The organism is Streptomyces luteolifulvus (genome assembly GCF_008806595.1).
Lineage (GTDB): Bacteria > Actinomycetota > Actinomycetes > Streptomycetales > Streptomycetaceae > Streptomyces > Streptomyces luteolifulvus.
This window is the reverse complement of record NZ_VZRB01000025.1, coordinates 114,902-132,476: the sequence shown is the minus strand read 5'-3', so window position 1 is coordinate 132,476 and position 17,575 is coordinate 114,902. Positions and strand designations below refer to the sequence as shown.

Here is a 17,575-nt window from a genome sequence, read left to right as displayed (position 1 = left end):
AACGGCTCGATCAACTTCCACTGTTCGTCGGTGAGTTGCCTGCGCGTCACGGTCTTCTTCCTACCGGATCCGCCTTCCAGACGGACCCGGATCGGCAAGATTGATCACGACATCACACAGGCCCTAGTGCGGGATGCCGTCGATGATCTCTCGGGCGCCCTGGCGCAATAGTGCCACCGCGACCGAGGTGCCCAGGGTGGCCGGGTCGAGCCGGCCCGCCCATTCGTGGGCGTTCAGCCGGGTCTTGCCGTCCGGGGTGAAGACACAGGCACGCAGGGACAGTTCGCCACTGCGGTCGACGCGCGCGTACCCGGCGATCGGGCTGTTGCAGTGGCCCTGGAGCACGTGCAGGAACATGCGCTCCGCGGTCGCCTCCCGGTAGGTGTCCGGGTCGCCGAGCGCGCTCACCGTGTCGATGAGCTCGGTGTCGCCCTCCCGGCACTGCAGGGCGAGGATGCCCGCGCCGATCGGCGGCATCATCGTCTCGGGAGAGAGGACCTCGCTGATCACGTCACGACGGTCGATGCGTTCCAGACCGGACACCGCGAGCAGCAGCGCGTCGGCCTCGCCGGCCGCGAGCTTCTCCAGGCGCCGGTTGGCGTTCCCGCGGAACGGCACGCACTCCAGGCGGGGGTGGGTGGCGGCCAGCTGGGCGACCCGGCGCACCGAGGAGGTGCCGATCCGGGTTCCGGCCGGAAGCTCGTCGAGAGTGAGCCCGCCCGGGTGGATCAGGGCGTCACGGATGTCGTCCCGCTTCAGGAACGCGGCGAACGTCGTGCCCGCCGGGAGCGGCCGGTCCGCGGGCACGTCCTTGACGCAGTGCACCGCGAGATCGGCCTCGCCGGCCACGAGCGCGGCGTCCACCTCCTTGGTGAACGCCCCCTTGCCCTCCACCTTGGACAGCTCGCCCATCCACTTGTCACCGGTCGTCTTCACCGGCACGACCTCGGTGCGGACACCGGGATGCAGCTCGGCCAACTCGGCACGGACACGCTCCACTTGGGCGAGCGCCATGGGCGAGTCGCGGGAGACGATACGGATCATTTCGGGGACGGACATGCGGACACGATAGACCTCGCGGGGGTGTCCGCGTGCCACGGCGCCGACTTCCGCGGGGCGATCCCGGTCACTTGTCCAGAGGCAGAGTGAGACATCTTTTCGAAGGGGGAACGGACGACCGGCCGGCGAGGCCGTCGTCGGGGATCAGGCGTACGGGTCGAAGGTGATCCCGGAGGGCTTGGCCTCGGCGAGGTTGGCGGCGAAGCTGTCGTCCCGCAGGCCGAAGTGGGCGCTGCCGAAGTCGTAGGTGCTCAGCTTGTCGCGCAGGCCTGCCGGGTAGCCGTTCCAGCCGATCAGCGGCGGGTACTGCCAGGTGCCCTTGTGGTTCTCCGGCGGCTCGTCGTTCGAGTTCGCCAGTCGGAAGCAGTGGGTGCTGATGCCGTCCTTGTGGTAGACGACCTTCGGGTGCGTGCCCTCGAAGCGGACCGAGGAGGCCGCGTGCACGGTGAAGTCGCCGTGGTTCGACGTCGAGACGTACTTGACCTGGTTGTTCTGCACCCACACCACGACGTGTTCCCAGTCGTGGCGGTGCCCGCCGAGGCTGATGCCCGGCAGGGCCTGGTCCTTCTCGAAGTAGAGGTCGTACATGTACCCGCACCAGCCGTTGTTGCACTTGTAGCGCGAGTAGCCGTTGGTGTTGTCGAGGTCCGAGGCGTCGTGGCAGCTGCCGTTGAGGGCGCCGGTCGGCTTGAGTCCGCCGTTGATGCTTCCGTCGGGCCCGATGGCCGGTGTCGGGTAGCAGCCGTCCGTGTCGTAGTCGAAGGCCGGCTGGTAAGTCCGCTCCGCCGCTTCGGCGTTGGCGGGCAGTGCCGCGGGCGGTGCCGCCCATGCGGCGGTGGGGAAGGCGACGACGAGCACTACGGCACCGGCCAGACCGGTGAGCCATCTCTTGCGGTGCGTTCCGGGCGTCTTGGGCGACGACACGTCGTCCTCCTCTTGGGCGCAGCCCAACGGCTGTGGGGGCAAAGGCAGTTCAGCTTCCTCGCTTTTCACTGCCGCGCCAAGAGGTGATGAGCGTCCCGGTGATGAAGGGCAGCCCGATTGTTCGTCCCTGACACCGTTTTAGACGGTGTCGTCCGGGAGGTCGGCCGACGCCTGCTCGGGGGCGAGGTCCGGGCGTAGCCGCAACCAGGAGGGCTGGCGCAGCAGTCCGGCCCGGGTCCGGGTGCTGTAGCGGACCTCGCCGACCAGCCGGGGCAGGACCCAGTGCGCGCCCGCCACCGGCGGCACGGGGTCGAAGGGGCACACGTCCGTGGCCGCGGCCCGCAGCAGCTCGGCGAGCCGGGTCCGTTCGGCCTCGCTCCAGCCGGTGCCCACGCTGCCGACGTACCGGAGCTTCCCGGCGGCGCGCTGACCGACCAGGACAGCACCCGGCAGCCCCGTGAGTCTTCCCTTGCCGGGCAGCCAGCCGCCCACGAGCACGTCCTCGGTGCGCATATTGCGGATCTTGATCCACGCCCGGGAGCGCACCCCCGGCTCGTAGACCGAGTCGAGGCGCTTGCAGACCAGACCCTCCAGCCCGTGCTCGCGGGTGGCCCGCAGGGCTTGTTCGCCGTGCCCGACGAGCGCGGCGGGGGTCGACCAGAAGGGCCCGGCCAGACCCAGATCCTCCAGATGCCGGCGCCGCCGCGTGTAGCGGAGCGTGAGGAGGGAGCGCCGGCCCAGGTGCATCACGTCGAACAACACCAGATGGACGGGGGTCAGGGAGGCCATGCGGGCCGCTTTGGCGGGGGAGTGGGCGAGGCCCATACGGGACTGCAGCAACTGGAAGTCGGCGCGCCCCCGTTCGTCGAGCGCCAGCACCTCCCCGTCCAGGACGGCGGGCGTGGAGCCGAGAGCGTCGCCCAGCGGGAGCAGTTCGGGGTACGCGGCGGTGATCTCCTCCCCGGACCGGGCACGCAGCACCACACTGCCGTCCCCGGCGAGATAGGCCACCACCCGCTGGCCGTCCTGTTTCGTCTCGTAGGCCCAGCGGGCGTCCTGTGCGGCGGGCGGCAGGGAGCCCGGTGTGGCGAGCATGGGGGCGATCAGCGGGAGGCGCACGGCTCAGTTGTCGACGCCGGCGCCCGCCCTCACGCGCCGTTGCGGTCCATTTCCCACGAACGGCGTCAGCACCGTATGCAGCTCGCCCTGGCCGACTGGTCGCCCGAGGACCTGCGGCAGCCGGCCGGCCTCTTCCCTCGCAGGGCCGACGACTTCCTCCCACGCCGCCGCCGACGAGGCCGAACCGGAGTCCGTGGCGCAGGCCGGTACCGGCTGAGCCGAGCCGCCCGCGCCGTCCGGTCGGTGTTCACCTCCGGGCAAGGCCGAGCGGCCCCGCGCTTGTCTACCGTCAAGTAATATCGCGCGGCAGGTCACCAGAGGAGGAACCGTGTCCCGGTCCGAACGCTCGCCCCTGCTGCTCGCCGGCCTGCTGGCCACCGCGGGTGTCGCCCACTTCGCCTCGCCACGCCCGTTCGACGCGACCATTCCCCGCGCCCTGCCGGGCTCGCCCAGGACATGGACGTACGCCAGTGGTGCCGTCGAGCTGGCGCTGGCCGCGGGCCTCGCGCTGCCGCGCACCCGGAAGGCGGCCGCGCTGGCCACGGCCGCCTTCTTCGTCGGTGTGTTCCCGGCCAACGTGAAGATGGCCGCGGACTGGCGGCACCGGCCCGCGCCGCTCAAGGCCGCGGCCGTCGGACGGCTGCCGCTGCAGGTGCCCCTCGTGCTGTGGGCCCGCAGCGTCGCCCGGCAGGGGGAGGGCCGATGACCGGGCGGGTCGAGGTCGGCGTCAGGCTGGAGGACTTCACGCTGCCGGACGAGACCGGTACGGACCGCAGTCTGTCCGAACTGCTCGCCGAGGGGCCGGTGGTGCTGTTCTTCTATCCGGCGGCCCTGACCCCGGGCTGTACCGCGGAAGCCTGTCACTTCCGCGATCTGGCCACCGAGTTCGCCGCCGTCGGGGCGCGGCCCGTCGGCATCAGCGGCGACGCCGTCGAACGCCAGCAGGAGTTCGCCGGGCGACACCGGCTCGGCATGCCGCTGCTGTCCGACGCCGACGGCGCCGTCCGGGAGCGGTTCGGCGTCACACGAGGGTTCTCCCTGGCGCCCACCAAGCGGGTCACCTTCGTCATTGTGCAGGACCGGACCGTCATCGAGGTGGTCCGCAGCGAACTGCGGATGAACACGCACGCCGACAAGGCCCTCGCCGCGCTGCGCGCCCACCGGGCGTGACGCCGGGGCCGCCGGGCAGTAGCGCGGTTGATGAGGTGCCGCAATGGGACCATGCTGGACAAATGGAGCATGTCTCCGCTGCGGCGATCATCGATGCCCGGGGGATCGTGACGGGGTGGAGCGAGGATGCCCGGCGGCTGACGGGACACACGGCCGAGGAAGCGGTGGGGCGGACGGCGCGGGACCTGCTCGCCGAGGACCCGTCGTCCGGGGTCCTGACCGCGCTGGAGGGCGACGTCGTACTGCGCCACCGGGACGGTTCCCCGATCCCGCTCACCCTGAAGGCCTGCGCTCTGCTGGGCGAGGGCGGCGAGCCCGACGGCTACGTGGTCACCACCGAACTCCGCGGACCGGAACCGGCCCTTGCCGGGCGGGCCTTCGACCAGGCCTCCATGCCGATGTCGATCTTCAACACCGAGCAGCGCTGTCTGCGCCTCAACGACGCGGCCTGCCGGGTGATCGGCCTGCCGGAGGAGACCCTGCTCGGCAGGTTCTTCCCGGACACCGTGGAGGACGCCGAGCACAGCGGCGGCTTTCTGGACCACCTGCGCCTGGTGGCCGAGACGGGCAGGCCGGTCCACTACGAGAGCTTCACCGGCGCGCCCACCGGCAACCGGGCGCACGCCTGGAGCATCGAGATGTGGCCCGTACGGGACGCCGGCGGGGAGCCGACCGCCGTCGCTCTCGCGGCGTTCGACAGCAGTGACCAGTACTGGGCCCGGCAGCGGCTGGCCCTGCTGAACAAGGCCGCGGCCGCCATCGGCACCACCCTCGACGTGGTGCGCACCGCCGAGGAGATGGTGGAGCTCCTGGTGCCGCGGTACGCCGACTTCGCCAGCGTGGACCTGCTCGACTGGGTGCTCGGCGCCGACGAGCCGCCCACCGCGCTGGAGGGGGACATCGTCCTGCGCCGCGTCGCCCACGGCTCCGCCCACGAGGGCACACCCGAGGCGGCCGTGCGCCTGGGTGAGACGGACCTCTACCCGTCGTTCTCGGCCCCCGCCAAGGCGCTGCGCCGTGGACGGGCGGTCCTCAGCCAGGCGGACGAGCCGGACTTCAGGCGCTGGGTCGCCGAGCGCAACGCACGGGCTCCCGAGGGCAGTTCCTACCGCAAGGGCGTTCACTCGGTGCTCGCGGTGCCGCTGCGGGCACGCGGCACCACGCTGGGTGTTGCGGTGGGCGTCCGCATCGCCCAGGTCGACGATTACGGCGCCGACGACGCCGTCCTCGCCGAGGAGCTCGCCAGCCGCGCCGCCGTCTGCATCGACAACGCCCGCCGCTTCGCCCGTGAGCGGACGACGGCACTGGCCCTCCAGCACAGTCTGCTGCCCCGGGGACTGCCCGGACAGGCCGCGGTCGAGGTGGCCCACCGCTACCTGCCGTGCGGATCGATCGCGGGCATCGGCGGCGACTGGTTCGACGTGATCCCGCTCTCCGGCAGCCGTGTCGCCCTGGTCGTCGGCGACGTGGTGGGACACGGCATCCCGTCCTCGGCGACCATGGGGAGGCTGTGCATGGCCGTCCGCACCCTCGCCGACGTGGACCTGCCGCCGGACGAACTCCTCACGCACCTCGACGACCTGGTCACGCATCTGGCGGGGCACGACGGCGAAGAGGTCGCGGAGCTCGGCGCCACCTGTCTCTACGCCGTCTACGACCCGGTGGCCCGTCGTCTCGCCCTCGCAGCGGCGGGCCACCCGGCGCCGGCCGTCGTCCTGCCCGACGGCACCGCGCAGCTCGTCGCGATGACCCCCGGACCCCCGCTCGGCGTGGGCGGTCTGCCCTTCGAGGCGACAGAGTTCGAACTGCCCGAGGGCGCGGTCGTCGCCCTGTACACCGACGGTCTGATCGAGGACCGCGACCGCGACGTCGACCTCGCCACCGCCGAGCTGTGCCGCTCGCTGACCGCGCCCGCGGAGTCGCTCGACGCCCTGTGCGACACCGTACTGAAGGCCGTACTGCCGGACGAGCCCGGCGACGACGTGGCCCTGCTGCTGGCCCGTACCCGGGCGCTGGGCGTGGACCGGGTCGCCACCTGGGACGTACCGCCGGACCCCGCCCAGGTGGCCCCCGCCCGGCAGGCCGCCATCGAGCAGTTGACCGCGTGGGGACTGGACGAGACCGCGTTCATCACCGAACTCGTCGTCAGCGAACTGGTCACCAACGCCATCCGGTACGGCGCACCCCCCATCCAGCTGCGGCTGATCCGTGACCGCACCCTCATCTGCGAGGTCTCCGACGGCAGTTCCACCTCACCGCATCTGCGGCGCGCCCATGCCTTCGACGAAGGAGGGCGCGGCCTGCTCCTGGTCGCCCAGCTCACCCAGCGCTGGGGCAGCCGGCCGACCGGCAGGGGCAAGACGATCTGGGCGGAGCAGGCCCTGCCGCCGTACTGATCACTGGAACGGCTCCCTTCGGACGCGGTCGCCCGTGCGCCCCGGACACTCCGCCGGCCGTCTCAGAACTCCTCGTGCACCTCGGGGTCCCCGCCGATGCGCCGGTGGGCCCGGTCGGCGATGGCCCTGAGCTGGGCCTGGCCCAATGCGAAACCGAAGGTGTCCAGGTTCTCGCGCCGGTGGTCCGGGTCCGCCGCCTTCGGGACGGGGACCGCGCCGAGCTGGGTGTGCCAGCGCAGCACGATCTGGGCGGGCGTCACCCCGTGGGCCTCGGCGACGGAGGCGATCACAGGGTCGTCCAGAAGGCGGGTGCCACGGCCCAGCGGGCTCCAGCTCTCGGTGAGGATGCCCTTGCCGTCGTGGAAGGCGCGCAGCTCCCGCTGGGCGAAGTAGGGGTGCATCTCGATCTGGTTGACGCAGGGCAGGACCCCGGTCTCCTTCTCCAGCCGCTCGATGTGCCCGGCGGTGAAGTTGGAGACACCGATCGACCGCACGAGTCCCTCCTCGCGCAGCTTGATCATCGCTCTCCAGGAGTCGACGTACTTGCCGAGGCGGGGCAGCGGCCAGTGGATCAGATACAGGTCGACATACTCCACGCCGAGGCGGCGACGGGACTTCTCGAACGAGGCGAGGGTCTGCTCGTAGCCGTGGTGCCGGCCCGGAAGCTTCGTCGTCACCACGATCTCCTCGCGCGGGACCCCGCTACGGGCCATCCCCAGGCCGACACCGGTCTCGTTGCGATAGTTCGTCGCCGTGTCGAACAGGCGGTAACCCAGATCGAGGGCGCTGCGGACCGCCTGCTCGGCCTGTGCGTCGTCCAGAGGCCAGGTGCCGAGACCGATGGCGGGGATCGCCGTACCGTCGTTGAGCGTGTGCACCGGGATGCTGATCACGGTCGGACCTTCCCTCTGCTGTGTCGTACATCCAGCGTCGGGGAGGGGGCGAGGAGGGATCAAACGGAGGGGGCCCGGCCGCGGGCGCTGTCGCCGCGCCGGGCTTCGGCCGACACCCTCTGACGCGTAGGTGATGTCGCCGATCCTCGGAGCGCGCAGGACGAAGGACGCTCACGACAGCGGGATGACCACCTCGTCCTCGACCGGCGGGTCGATCTCCTGCGCACGGTTGCCGGTGGCCGCGTAGCAGCGCAGCCGGACCGAGTCGGGGGTCACGTCGAGGCGCAGGAAGCACTTGAAGAACGGCGGGCTGTAGGTCGCCGAGCCCGGTGAGAACAACTGCGTGTAGATCTTGCGCACGGGCAGCCGGAACCGCGAGGTGCGGTCCGGGCGGCCGCCGGCGCCCAGCAGGCTCGCGACGAGCCGGGTGCGCCGGGTGACGCGTGCATCGGGGCCCGGGGCGCGGGCGGGTGTGATGCCCAGGCGCTCGGCGATCACCGCCGTGGCCTCGTCCTCGGTGAGGGTGAAGAAGCGGCGCAGGCGCAGCCGGCGTCCGTAGAGCCTGCTGTAGAAGGCGAGGGAGTCGCCGCGCAGCGGATAGCAGCGGAAGTCCTGCTCGGTGACGTCCCCGACGCCGACGCGGGGGATCGTGTGGGTGGCGTGCATGAACGCCCCGCCGCCGCCCGCGACCACGTACTGGAGGGTGCGGCCGTCGACCCGCACCGGATAGCGCTGGTAGTTGTGGATGTCACCGCCTATCGCCGCGACGTAGTGGTGGTCCGGGTCGCGCACGATGTCGTCGACCGTGCCGCCCCCGTCGATGGGACAGGGGTGGTGTTCCCCGTCGACGTAGAGCGGTGACCCGGTGATGAGGATCTTCGGGCGGGGGCCCCGGGACACCTCGCGCAGCCAGGCGCCCTGTTCCGCGTCGACGCTGCCCAGCAGACCGGTGTCGATGCCGATGATCCGCACCGGTCCGGCGTCGATCGCCCAGTACGGGCCCGGCTGGACCGCCCGTTGGGCGGGGTCGGCCCGCAACTGCCATGCCTCGTCGAGATGTTGTCCGTCCTCCGGGCGCGGCCGGTGCCACAGCACCGAGCGCAGCCGGGCCCGGGTGAAGGGGCGCGGCGCGGGCTCCGGCGCGAGGGGCGGGGCGTCGTCGCAGAAGACGCGCATGAACGCGCCGAGGTCCTCGTACCAGTCGTGGTTGCCCGGTATCGCGTAGATGGGCGCCCGGTAGGCCTGGTACGGGCGGAAGAACTTCGTGGCGTAGTCGTCGGCGCTGCCGACCGGATAGATCACGTCGCTGGCCAGCACGGCGAAGTCGGTGTCCTGACCGACCTTCAGAAAGCCCGGTACGACGGCGTACTGGGGGTGGTCGCCCTCGCCGGTGTCGCCGATGACCATGAAGGAGAACCGATCCGGGTCACCGCGCCGGATCACCTTGTCGGCGGATGCTCCGGCGGCCGCCCGCTGGGCCACCCATCTGGCGCGTGTACGGCCGGTGGGGTCGCCGAACCAGGAGGCGAGCACGCCGTTGCGGGCGGCCCACAGCATCCTGGGGTTCAGCCAGGAGATCTTCTCGACCTTGTGCGGCATGAGGTGCGTGTAGTCGCCGCGTTCGGCGGCGCCCCAGCCGGCGCCTTCGGCGGTATCGCGTGAAGAGTCAGACACCGGTGCACCGTAACAACGATCTAGGGACGGGAGAGAGGGGCTGGTGCCGATCGGCGCGCCCAACTGGCCCCGCATTCTGGGCCCTCTGACGAGTGGCCAGGCCACAGCAGGCCCCGGATGGACGGCGTCCCGCACGCGGCTTGCTCCGTGTGCGGGACGCCGGCCTGTTCAGTTCAGCGGATCGAGCGTCAGATAGGCCTGGCGCGGGGAGCCGTCGTGGACGAGGGACTCCTGATGTCCCACGTCGTCGAACGCGAAGGCGTACGCCTTGCCGTCGGCCATCTGCGCATGGATCTTGCGGGCGTAGTGGTTGGTCACCGCGTCCCGGTAGAAGTTCGCGGTCGTGGTGTCCGGCTGGTTGGGGTTCACCAGGAGTGTGGAGCGGTTGAAGCCCGCGCACAGTGTGCGGGAGATCGGGCCGCGCACCGCGTCGTTGGGCGCGTCCAGCCGCTTGTGACAGCCGAAGATGCTGTCCGCGTCCGGCTTCTGGAAGCTGGTGACGACCGCCCCGGCGCTGTTGGTGAAGTTCATGACGCCGCCGGAGACCCGGCCGTAGTACTTGGTGCCCGGCTGGTCGGCGAACGGGGTCACCGTCAGGGTCGTCGTCGTGTACTTCTGCCAGACGCGGTTGACGTAGTCGTCCATCACGGAGGCCGGCAGCGCGCCGGTCTCCAGCCCGTACCCGGGGGAGAGGGCCCGCAGCACGGTCCCGTCCGACCGGGTCTGGATCAGGTTCGCCCAGCCGCCCGGCTGCCCGCGCAGGGCGTTGAAGAACCCGTTGTAGCCGCCCGGCTTGAGGTGCCCGGTACTGCTCACGCTCCCGTCGGAGCGCTGCACACCGACCGCGTACGGCGCGGAGAACATGTCCACCTGGGTGCTGTTGAGCCACAGTCCGGAGTCGTTCAGCGTGTACTCGGACCAGTTGAAGAAGATCGTGCGGTTCGGGTCGCTCGGGTTCTGCACGGCCGGCTGCACCAGGCCGCCGGTGGTCAGCCGGAACACGAGTTTCTGGCCGTACGAGAAGTAGACCCGGCCCGAGAACTTGGGGATCCGGATGGTCTTCGACTGCCCGGCGGCCGGTCCGGGGATGGATGCGTCGGGCGCGGGTGTGGGCGGGTTGCCGCCCGCCGGCCAGGGATGGAACGTGCCGTTCGCGTCGGACCAGCCCTGTTGGCCGGTCGCCAGCAGGGTGCCGAGGTTGTACACGTACACCGGCTCACCGCGGCCGGAGTTGTTGGTGATTTTCAGGGGGATGGTGGCGGGCACCGCGGCGGGTGCGGGCGCCGGTGTGGCAAACGCGAGCAGCGCGCCGAGCAGGGCGGCCGCCGCGGCTGTGGCGAGGAGTCTGTGCTTGAGTCCTGCGAGCACTCTCCACCTCCGTACGGGTTGTGGGGTTGGTCCGTACCTGTTTGAGAGCGCTCTCAGCGTTACGGTTGAGGCGCGAACATGTCAATAAGCGTGGCAAGAAAACGGTGCCCGCGGACGCTCGCGGGTACCGCCTGTCCGTCAGAAGGTGCGCTTCAACAGGTCGAGCAGCGCCGCCCAGTGCCGCTCGTCCCCCTCACGCTGGTACGCGGCCGTGTCGGCCTGGGTGAAACCGTGCTGCGCGCCGGGACAGACCTCGCAGCGGTGCCGGACACCCGCGGCGGTGAGCGCGTCCTCCAGGCGCTGGATCTGCTCGGGCGGCAGGGAGGGGTCCCGGTCGGCGTGAGCGAAACACAGCTCCGCGGTGATGCGTCCGGCCACCAGGTGCGGGCTGTCCGGGGCGTCGGTCGCCAGCCGCCCGCCGTGGAATCCGGCCGCGGCCGCCACCCGCTCCGGATAACTGCCGGCGGTCAGCAGGACGAGCCGGGCGCCCATGCAGTAGCCGGTCAGGGCGACCGGGCCGGCGGTGACCACGGGGGAGTCGGCCAACCAGGTCAGATACGCACCGGCGTCCCGCATCGCGAGCTCGGGTGTCAGGGACCGGACCAGCGGACCGACGCACTCGAAGATCTCCGGGCGGGCGGACGGATCGATGAACTCGGGCAACTCCACCACGGGCGCGCGCCCGTGACGGTAGAACACGTTGGGCACCAGGACCGTGTAGCCGGCCCCGGCGAGCCGGTCCGCCATCGACATGAGCCGCGGGCGGAGCCCGAAGGCGTCCATGTACAGCAGCACGGCCGGCCGGGGTCTGCCGTCGGCGGGATGCACCAGGTAGGCGTCGGCCGTGCCGTCTTCGGTGGGGATGTCGACAGCGGTTCCCTGTACGGCGGCCATGGCCGGGACTGCCTCTCTGCGTGGGGGCGTCGGCAAGGATCCCGCCCCTGGGAGAGCCGGGCCGAGGCCATCGTGGCACGCCCGGTGTCCGGGCCGCTTCGGCCGTCGGCCCGGCTGTTCGCCGTTCACTCGAAGCGCGTCGTGTCGCCCGCCCCGCGCCGTACGATCTCGGCCTCGCCCCCGGAGAAGTCGATGACCGTCGTCGGCTCCGTGCCGCACTCCCCGGAGTCGACCACCGCGTCCAGGACGTGGTCCAGGCGGTCCTTGATCTCCCAGCCCTGCGTCATCGGCTCGTCCTCGTCCGGCAGCAGCAGCGTGCTGGACAGGAGCGGCTCGCCGAGCTCGGCCAGCAGCGCCTGGGTGACGACATGGTCGGGGATGCGCACACCGACCGTCTTCTTCTTAGGATGCTGGAGCATGCGTGGCACCTCCCTCGTCGCGGGCAGGATGAAGGTGTAACTGCCGGGCGTGGACGCCTTGATCGCGCGGAACACGTCGTTGTCGATCCGTACGAACTGGCCCAGCTGGGCGAAGTCCTGGCACACGAGGGTGAAATGGTGCCGGTCGTCCAGGCGGCGGATCGTACGGATCCGGTCGATGCCGTCACGGCTGCCCAGCCGGCAGCCCAGCGCGTAACAGGAGTCCGTCGGATACGCGATGAGCGCGTCCGCACGGACGCTGTCGGCAATCTGAGAGATGGTGCGCGGCTGCGGGTTGTCGGGGTGCACGTCGTAGTACTTCGCCATCCGCCGAGCTTATGCCGTGACCGCGGGGGCGGCCGCGCAGGACGGGGGTGGCTGCCTCGCTCCCCCTCGCCCCTGGAGCCCCGCGGACGCGGTCGGCGGTCTGGTCTGCCCGTACCAGGAGGAGGCCCTGCGCCGCCGGACGGGTTTCGCGGTGGGGGACGAGGTGAGCAACGGGTGCGGGACCAGCAGCGCGGGTGGCGGACGGGGGTCCGCCCTGCCGCCCCGCCCGCCCACCCGCTGGACCGCCACCTCCCGGTCCGCGTCCGTGACCCGGCCGCGGGGCAGGTGTCGGGTAACGTCCCCGACCGGTGGACGAGGCAACACACGAGGAGAAGGCCGAATGGCTGGCCGAGAGGACGACAGCCGTCCCACGACGGAGGCGCGGGACGCCGGGGACCCGACGTGGGCGCAGGAACTGCTCGAACATCTGCGGCCGACCGGGCGCGACGTGCGCAGAGTCGTCACCTGGCTCGCCGGCACCGTGGACGGCACCGCATGCCTGCGGGACGACGCGGGCCGCCTGGTCGCCGGCGCGCCGACGACGCTGGACGAGGACCTGGTCGCGGACATCGTCACCGGCCGTATCGCCTCCGCCGCCCTGGACGAGGGGGGCCGCCATCTGCGCCTCGTCAGGGTCCACCACCCCTACACGGCGTCGGGCTGGGTGCTCGCGGTGGCGCGCGAGACACCGTTCGACCGGCGCGCCGCCGACATCGTGACGCGCACCGCCCAGCTCGTCGAACTCCTGCTGCGGGCACGGGAGACGGCCGAGGCCGGGCGCCGGCTGAAGCGGGCGGCGGCCGATCTGAGGCTGGCGATCCTGCAGCTGCTGATGGTGGAGGACACCGTCTCGGCGCGCCGGGTCGCCGCGGGCCTGTGGCCCGGTCTGCTCGACACGGACACCGCCTGTGTCTTCGTCGCCGAAAGCCGCCCCGGCGAACGCGACCGGCTCGCCGAGGAGTGCATCGAGGCGACGGCCGAGCAGGCCCTGGTCGTGCGCTGCCCGGCCATGGACCGGCACGTCATCGTCGTCGCCCCCGGCGAAGCCCCTGCCGAGGCACTGCGATCGCTCGTCGTCAGGCACCCGGGCACCTTCCTCGGCGGCAGCGCCCGGCAGAGCCTGGCCCGGACCGCCACCGCGTACGGGCAGGCCGTGAGCGCCCTCGCCGTGGCGCGGTTCCGCCCGGACAAGACCGCGGTGTACGCCGAACGCACCCACCCCGAACGCCTGATGGACCCGGAGGTCCTGCGCGTCTGGACGACCCGGATGCTGCGCCCGCTGGACGCCCTGCCCCACCACACCCGGGCCGAACTGCTCGCCACCACCCGGCTGGGCCTGGAGTTCACCGCCGTGAGTGCCGCGAAGGTCCTCGGTGTCAGCCGGAACACCGTCCGCGCCCGCATGGAACGCGTCGAGGGCCTGCTGCACACCGACTTCTCCGACCTCACCGTCCGCGCCGTAGTCCACCTCGCGCTGAACACCCAGGTCGGCCTGGGCGAGGAGGCGGCCGCCGACGGCGCCGGGGCGGCATCCCCCACCCCGCTCGGCGAACTGCTCGCCGGGCCCGCGCTGCGCACCTGGGCCGGCGACCTCCTCGGGCGCCTGGACACGGACGCCCGGGATCTGCGCCGCAGCCTGCGCGCCTGGATCGCCGAGGGAGGCAACGCCGAACGGGCCGCCCAGACCCTGGGCGTCCATGCCCAGACCGTGCGCGAACACGTCCGCAGCGCGGAGCCCGTCCTCGAACGCCAGCTCCTCGCCGCGGGCAGCGACCTCTACGAGGTCGTCGTCGCCCATGTGGCAATGGGTGAGCTCGAACCGCCCGCCCTCGACCCGTCGAAAACGGGCCATCCGGACTCATCTGTGCACGGGTGAGCCCTCCCGGCACCACAGCGGGCATCGACGCGGTACACAGGGGCTCTGCCTGCGCCGTAGATTCGACGGGCCGCGGGGGCACGACCGGAACGGGGGACCGGTCGGGTCCCCGTCGTCCGCGCCTTCGGCCTGCTCCCTTCCTCTGGTCTCTTGCGACCCTCTGCTCCTCTGCGACGTCACACGGTCCGCGCGCGGCGACGATCATGTCTCGGCTCTGTGACATCGGGAGTCCGGCTACTGCCGGGCGAAAAGATCGTTGCTACGGTCCCGCTCTGGGTGCGGCCGACTGGGCCGCCCGTGAAACAGGGGGACCTCCCAGATGAATGCCGACCGTCTCAGACCCGCGGTGCTCGCGCTCACGGCCGTCGCGCTGAGTGTTGTGCTGACCGGATGCGGGAAGGACACGTCCGCCACCGAGGCGGACGCCTCGCCGAGCACGGGCGCCACGGCCACCTCGTCGCCGAGCACGGCCGGCGGGACGCCCGACGCCTCGCCGAGCGCGGCCGGCACGGCGACCTCGTCGGCCGGTACGGCCGCCAGTGCCACGCCCGCCGCCAAGCACACCAAGACAGCCACGGCCACCCCGTCCCCCGCCGACTGCGCCTCCGAGCCGCCGAGCCCCGACCACGTCGATCCCGACGAACTCGCCCTCTACCGCATCGAGGAACTCGACGGCAGCACCGGGAAGGTGAACCTCGTCATCCAGCACGGGGCCTGGGGATGCCCCGGAAAGGACACCGACGGCCCGCCCTTCGTCGTCACCGGCGAGGAGAGCCGCTGGGCCCTCGACCAGGCCGCGTACGTCACCGCCACCAACCCCATCACCGAGACCACCGAGAACCAGCGGATCGGCGTGCAGGAGCTGATCGACTGGGTCGCCGCGAACCCGAACTCCGGCCTCGTCTTCCGCTACGAGACCGGGGCCGACGGCGCCATCCACCGACTGGAGCAGGTCTTCACCCCGTAGTTCCGTACTTCGGGATCCACACCCACCGGTTCCTGGGGGACGTGGGCCGAGACCGTGTGCCCGGTCGGGGGGCGGGTACCCGGGCCCCACATGATGAAGGAGGCCCGCATGACCAGCACCGCGGAAACCGGCGGCGTGACCGGAACGCCGGACAAGAACTACGACCTGATCTGGTACGTGGAGGCGTGCCTGAACAACGCCCTGCGCCTGGAGACCTACATCAAGGACGCCGAGCGCGCGAAGGACACAGAGGTCGCCGACCTGTTCCGCAAGGCCCAGGCGGACAGCCGCAAGGGAGCGGAGATGGGCAAGCAGCTCCTGCGCTCGCGACTGAACGGCGGCTGACGGCCGGCGCTTCCGCGACACGACCCGGCCACCGTGATACGTCCGGTGGCCGGATCAGGCCGAGTTGCTGCATCGGACACTGCTTCGAAACGTCAAAATCTGTAGGACATCCAGGGTTTACGCTGCATCGGTCGGCGAGTCCCACGGGACTTGCTAGGGTGCTACTCACCGGTAGCCAACTGGGACGGGGGGACCCCGAGGAGTCTGTGTGACCAACAGCTCCCGGGAGTGGTCCGGGTTGGGCGGTCTGGCAAGGGGGCCAGGGTGTCCATGCCTTTCGCACGTACCTGTCACGCGGCTCCAGAACTCCGGTTTCTCGCACACCGATCCAGACAGGTGAGACTCGTCATATGGCTCGATCCCTGGTCGATCTGCTGACCACGCACGCCTCGCACCAGCCCGACCGGACCGCGTACCGCTACCTCGTCACCGGCGACTTCGACGGGGAGATCCAGGACATCTCGTACGGGCGTCTGGCCCGCCGGGCCCGGGCGGTCGCCGCCTGGCTGCAGGAACGCGGCCTGGCCGGCTCCCGCGCCATGCTGCTCTACCCGCCCGGCCTGGAGTTCATCTGCGGCTACCTGGGCTGTCTGTCGGCCGGAGTCGTCGCCGTGCCGGGCGTGCCCCCGCAGGGCCGGTCGCAGAACCACCGGGCGCTGACGCGGATGAAGCGCCTGATGGCCGACGCGGACGTCAAGGTGATCCTCGGCGGGCGTGAAGTCCTCGCCGCCCTGGGCGCGATGGCGGAGCATCTGCCCGAACTCGCCGACATCACCTGGGTGTCCACCGAGGACATACCCGACGACGCGGCCGGCTCCTGGCGCGAACCCGAACTCACCGCCGACTCGGTCGCCTTCCTCCAGTACACCTCCGGCTCCACCTCGGCCCCGCGCGGCGTGGTCGTCACCCACGGGAACCTGCTGGACAACGAGCGGGTCATCACCGACCGGATGGGCCACACCCCCGACGTCATCGCGGAGTACGACCACGAACTGGCCGTCAGCTGGCTGCCCGTGTACCACGACATGGGCCTCATGGGACCCGTCCTCAACACGCTCCACCTCGGCGCGACCGCCACGCTCTTCTCCCCGCTGCACTTCCTGCAACGGCCCGAGCGCTGGCTGACCGCCGTCAGCCACTTCCGCCCGCACAGCAGCGGCGGCCCCAACTTCGGCTACGAGCTGTGTCTGAAGCACGCCACGCCCGACCTCCTCGACGGCCTCGACCTCAGCTCCTGGAAGGTCGCCTTCAACGGCGCCGAACCGGTACGGGCCGCCACCCTGCGGCGCTTCGCCGAGACCTTCGCCCCGGTCGGCTTCCGGCGCGAGGCCTTCTACCCGTGCTACGGACTGGCCGAGGCCACCCTGATGGTCACCGGCGGCGCGGTCGACGCCCCGCCCACCCTGATCGAGGCCGCGGAGACCGGCCCGCACGCCGGCGCGGCGGACGCGGCGGCCGTCTCCTCCGGCCGGCCCGCCCCCGGTACGACCGTGGTCGTCGCCGACCCCGAGCGACAGGAGGAGCTCGCCGAGGGCGAGGTCGGCGAGATCTGGGTCGCCGGCGCGAGCGTCGCCAAGGGCTACTGGCGCAACACCCTCGCCACCCGCGAGACCTTCCGCGCCACGCTCGCCGGCCGCGAGGGCCGCTTCCTGCGCACCGGAGACCTCGGATTCCTGCGCGACGGCGAGCTGTTCGTCACCGGCCGTCTCAAGGACCTGATCGTCATCGACGGCCGCAACCACTACCCGCAGGACCTGGAACTGTCCGCCGAACTGTGCCACCCGGCGCTGCGGCCCGGCTGCACCGCCGCGTTCTCCGTGGACGGCGGAGTGGCGGGCGAACAGCCCGTCCTCGTCGCGGAAGCGGCCCCGGAGTCGGAGGACGAGGCCGAGCAGATCACCGATGTGATCCGCAGCGCCGTCGGCGAGGCCCACGGACTCGCCGTCCACGACGTCGTCCTGGTCCGCCCCGGCACGATCCCGAAGACGTCCAGCGGCAAGATCCAGCGCCACGCCACCCGCGCGGCCTACCTGAACGGCACCCTCGCCGCCGTCGCCGCCCCCGCCGCGAGCTGACCGGTCGCGCCGCCGGCCCACCGGCGCGCCGGCGGCCCACCGGCCGTACCCCCGGCCGCACGTTCGGAC

Annotated in this window: 15 protein-coding genes; 7 read left to right on the top strand and 8 right to left on the bottom strand. The window is 71.6% G+C overall.

Annotated features, from left to right (window positions below; translation table 11 throughout):
- Window positions 1-123: 123 nt before the first annotated feature.
- From hemC to F7R91_RS29740, 3 genes are all read right to left on the bottom strand, one after another.
- On the bottom strand, window positions 124-1,059 hold the full coding sequence (gene hemC / locus F7R91_RS29750) for a hydroxymethylbilane synthase (RefSeq protein WP_150953639.1): 936 nt from the start codon (window positions 1,057-1,059) through the stop codon (window positions 124-126).
- A 144-nt stretch (window positions 1,060-1,203) separates the two neighbouring features.
- Window positions 1,204-1,983, bottom strand: coding sequence for an NPP1 family protein (locus tag F7R91_RS29745; RefSeq protein ID WP_150953635.1), 780 nt, complete (start codon window positions 1,981-1,983; stop codon window positions 1,204-1,206).
- A gap of 138 nt (window positions 1,984-2,121) precedes the next feature.
- Window positions 2,122-3,102, bottom strand: a complete 981-nt coding sequence (locus F7R91_RS29740) for an ATP-dependent DNA ligase (RefSeq protein WP_150953631.1) — start codon at window positions 3,100-3,102, stop codon at window positions 2,122-2,124.
- Window positions 3,103-3,430: 328 nt separating this feature from the next.
- Between F7R91_RS29740 and F7R91_RS29730 the strand changes: the two genes are divergently transcribed.
- The 3 genes from F7R91_RS29730 (at window position 3,431) to F7R91_RS29720 (ending at window position 6,668) form a co-directional block, all read left to right on the top strand.
- Entirely contained in the window at window positions 3,431-3,808 is a 378-nt protein-coding gene (locus F7R91_RS29730) for a DoxX family protein (RefSeq protein ID WP_150953628.1), read from the top strand.
- Window positions 3,805-4,272: a peroxiredoxin gene (locus F7R91_RS29725; protein WP_150953625.1), complete on the top strand. Its 468-nt coding sequence runs from the start codon at window positions 3,805-3,807 to the stop codon at window positions 4,270-4,272. Before F7R91_RS29730 ends, F7R91_RS29725 begins: the two co-directional genes overlap by 4 nt.
- Window positions 4,273-4,334: 62 nt before the next feature.
- Complete coding sequence (locus F7R91_RS29720; RefSeq protein WP_150953622.1) at window positions 4,335-6,668, top strand: SpoIIE family protein phosphatase; 2,334 nt, start codon at window positions 4,335-4,337, stop codon at window positions 6,666-6,668.
- Between the two features lie 62 nt (window positions 6,669-6,730).
- Here the strand turns inward: F7R91_RS29720 and F7R91_RS29715 are convergent, their stop codons facing one another.
- From F7R91_RS29715 to F7R91_RS29695, 5 genes are all read right to left on the bottom strand, one after another.
- A complete protein-coding gene (locus F7R91_RS29715) occupies window positions 6,731-7,561 on the bottom strand; it encodes an aldo/keto reductase (protein WP_150953619.1) in 831 nt (276 codons plus the stop codon).
- Between the two features lie 171 nt (window positions 7,562-7,732).
- On the bottom strand, window positions 7,733-9,235 hold the full coding sequence (locus F7R91_RS29710) for a metallophosphoesterase family protein (protein WP_150953616.1): 1,503 nt from the start codon (window positions 9,233-9,235) through the stop codon (window positions 7,733-7,735).
- A gap of 168 nt (window positions 9,236-9,403) precedes the next feature.
- Window positions 9,404-10,603, bottom strand: coding sequence for a glycoside hydrolase family 64 protein (locus F7R91_RS29705; protein ID WP_150953614.1), 1,200 nt, complete (start codon window positions 10,601-10,603; stop codon window positions 9,404-9,406).
- Between the two features lie 138 nt (window positions 10,604-10,741).
- On the bottom strand, window positions 10,742-11,497 hold the full coding sequence (locus F7R91_RS29700; protein ID WP_150953611.1) for a dienelactone hydrolase family protein: 756 nt from the start codon (window positions 11,495-11,497) through the stop codon (window positions 10,742-10,744).
- Between the two features lie 125 nt (window positions 11,498-11,622).
- Window positions 11,623-12,243: an L-threonylcarbamoyladenylate synthase gene (locus tag F7R91_RS29695; protein ID WP_191971687.1), complete on the bottom strand. Its 621-nt coding sequence runs from the start codon at window positions 12,241-12,243 to the stop codon at window positions 11,623-11,625.
- A 340-nt stretch (window positions 12,244-12,583) separates the two neighbouring features.
- On the opposite strand from F7R91_RS29695, the gene F7R91_RS43875 reads away from it, so the two are divergent.
- The 4 genes from F7R91_RS43875 (at window position 12,584) to F7R91_RS29675 (ending at window position 17,506) form a co-directional block, all read left to right on the top strand.
- On the top strand, window positions 12,584-14,119 hold the full coding sequence (locus tag F7R91_RS43875; protein ID WP_150953608.1) for a helix-turn-helix domain-containing protein: 1,536 nt from the start codon (window positions 12,584-12,586) through the stop codon (window positions 14,117-14,119).
- A gap of 319 nt (window positions 14,120-14,438) precedes the next feature.
- Window positions 14,439-15,086 carry a hypothetical protein gene (locus F7R91_RS29685; protein ID WP_150953605.1) on the top strand — a complete coding sequence of 216 codons (648 nt, stop codon included), beginning with the start codon at window positions 14,439-14,441 and terminating at the stop codon, window positions 15,084-15,086.
- A 108-nt stretch (window positions 15,087-15,194) separates the two neighbouring features.
- Window positions 15,195-15,431 carry a hypothetical protein gene (locus F7R91_RS29680; RefSeq protein ID WP_150953602.1) on the top strand — a complete coding sequence of 79 codons (237 nt, stop codon included), beginning with the start codon at window positions 15,195-15,197 and terminating at the stop codon, window positions 15,429-15,431.
- 350 nt (window positions 15,432-15,781) lie between these two features.
- A complete protein-coding gene (locus F7R91_RS29675) occupies window positions 15,782-17,506 on the top strand; it encodes a fatty acyl-AMP ligase (RefSeq protein WP_150953598.1) in 1,725 nt (574 codons plus the stop codon).
- The last annotated feature ends 69 nt before the right edge of the window (window positions 17,507-17,575 follow it).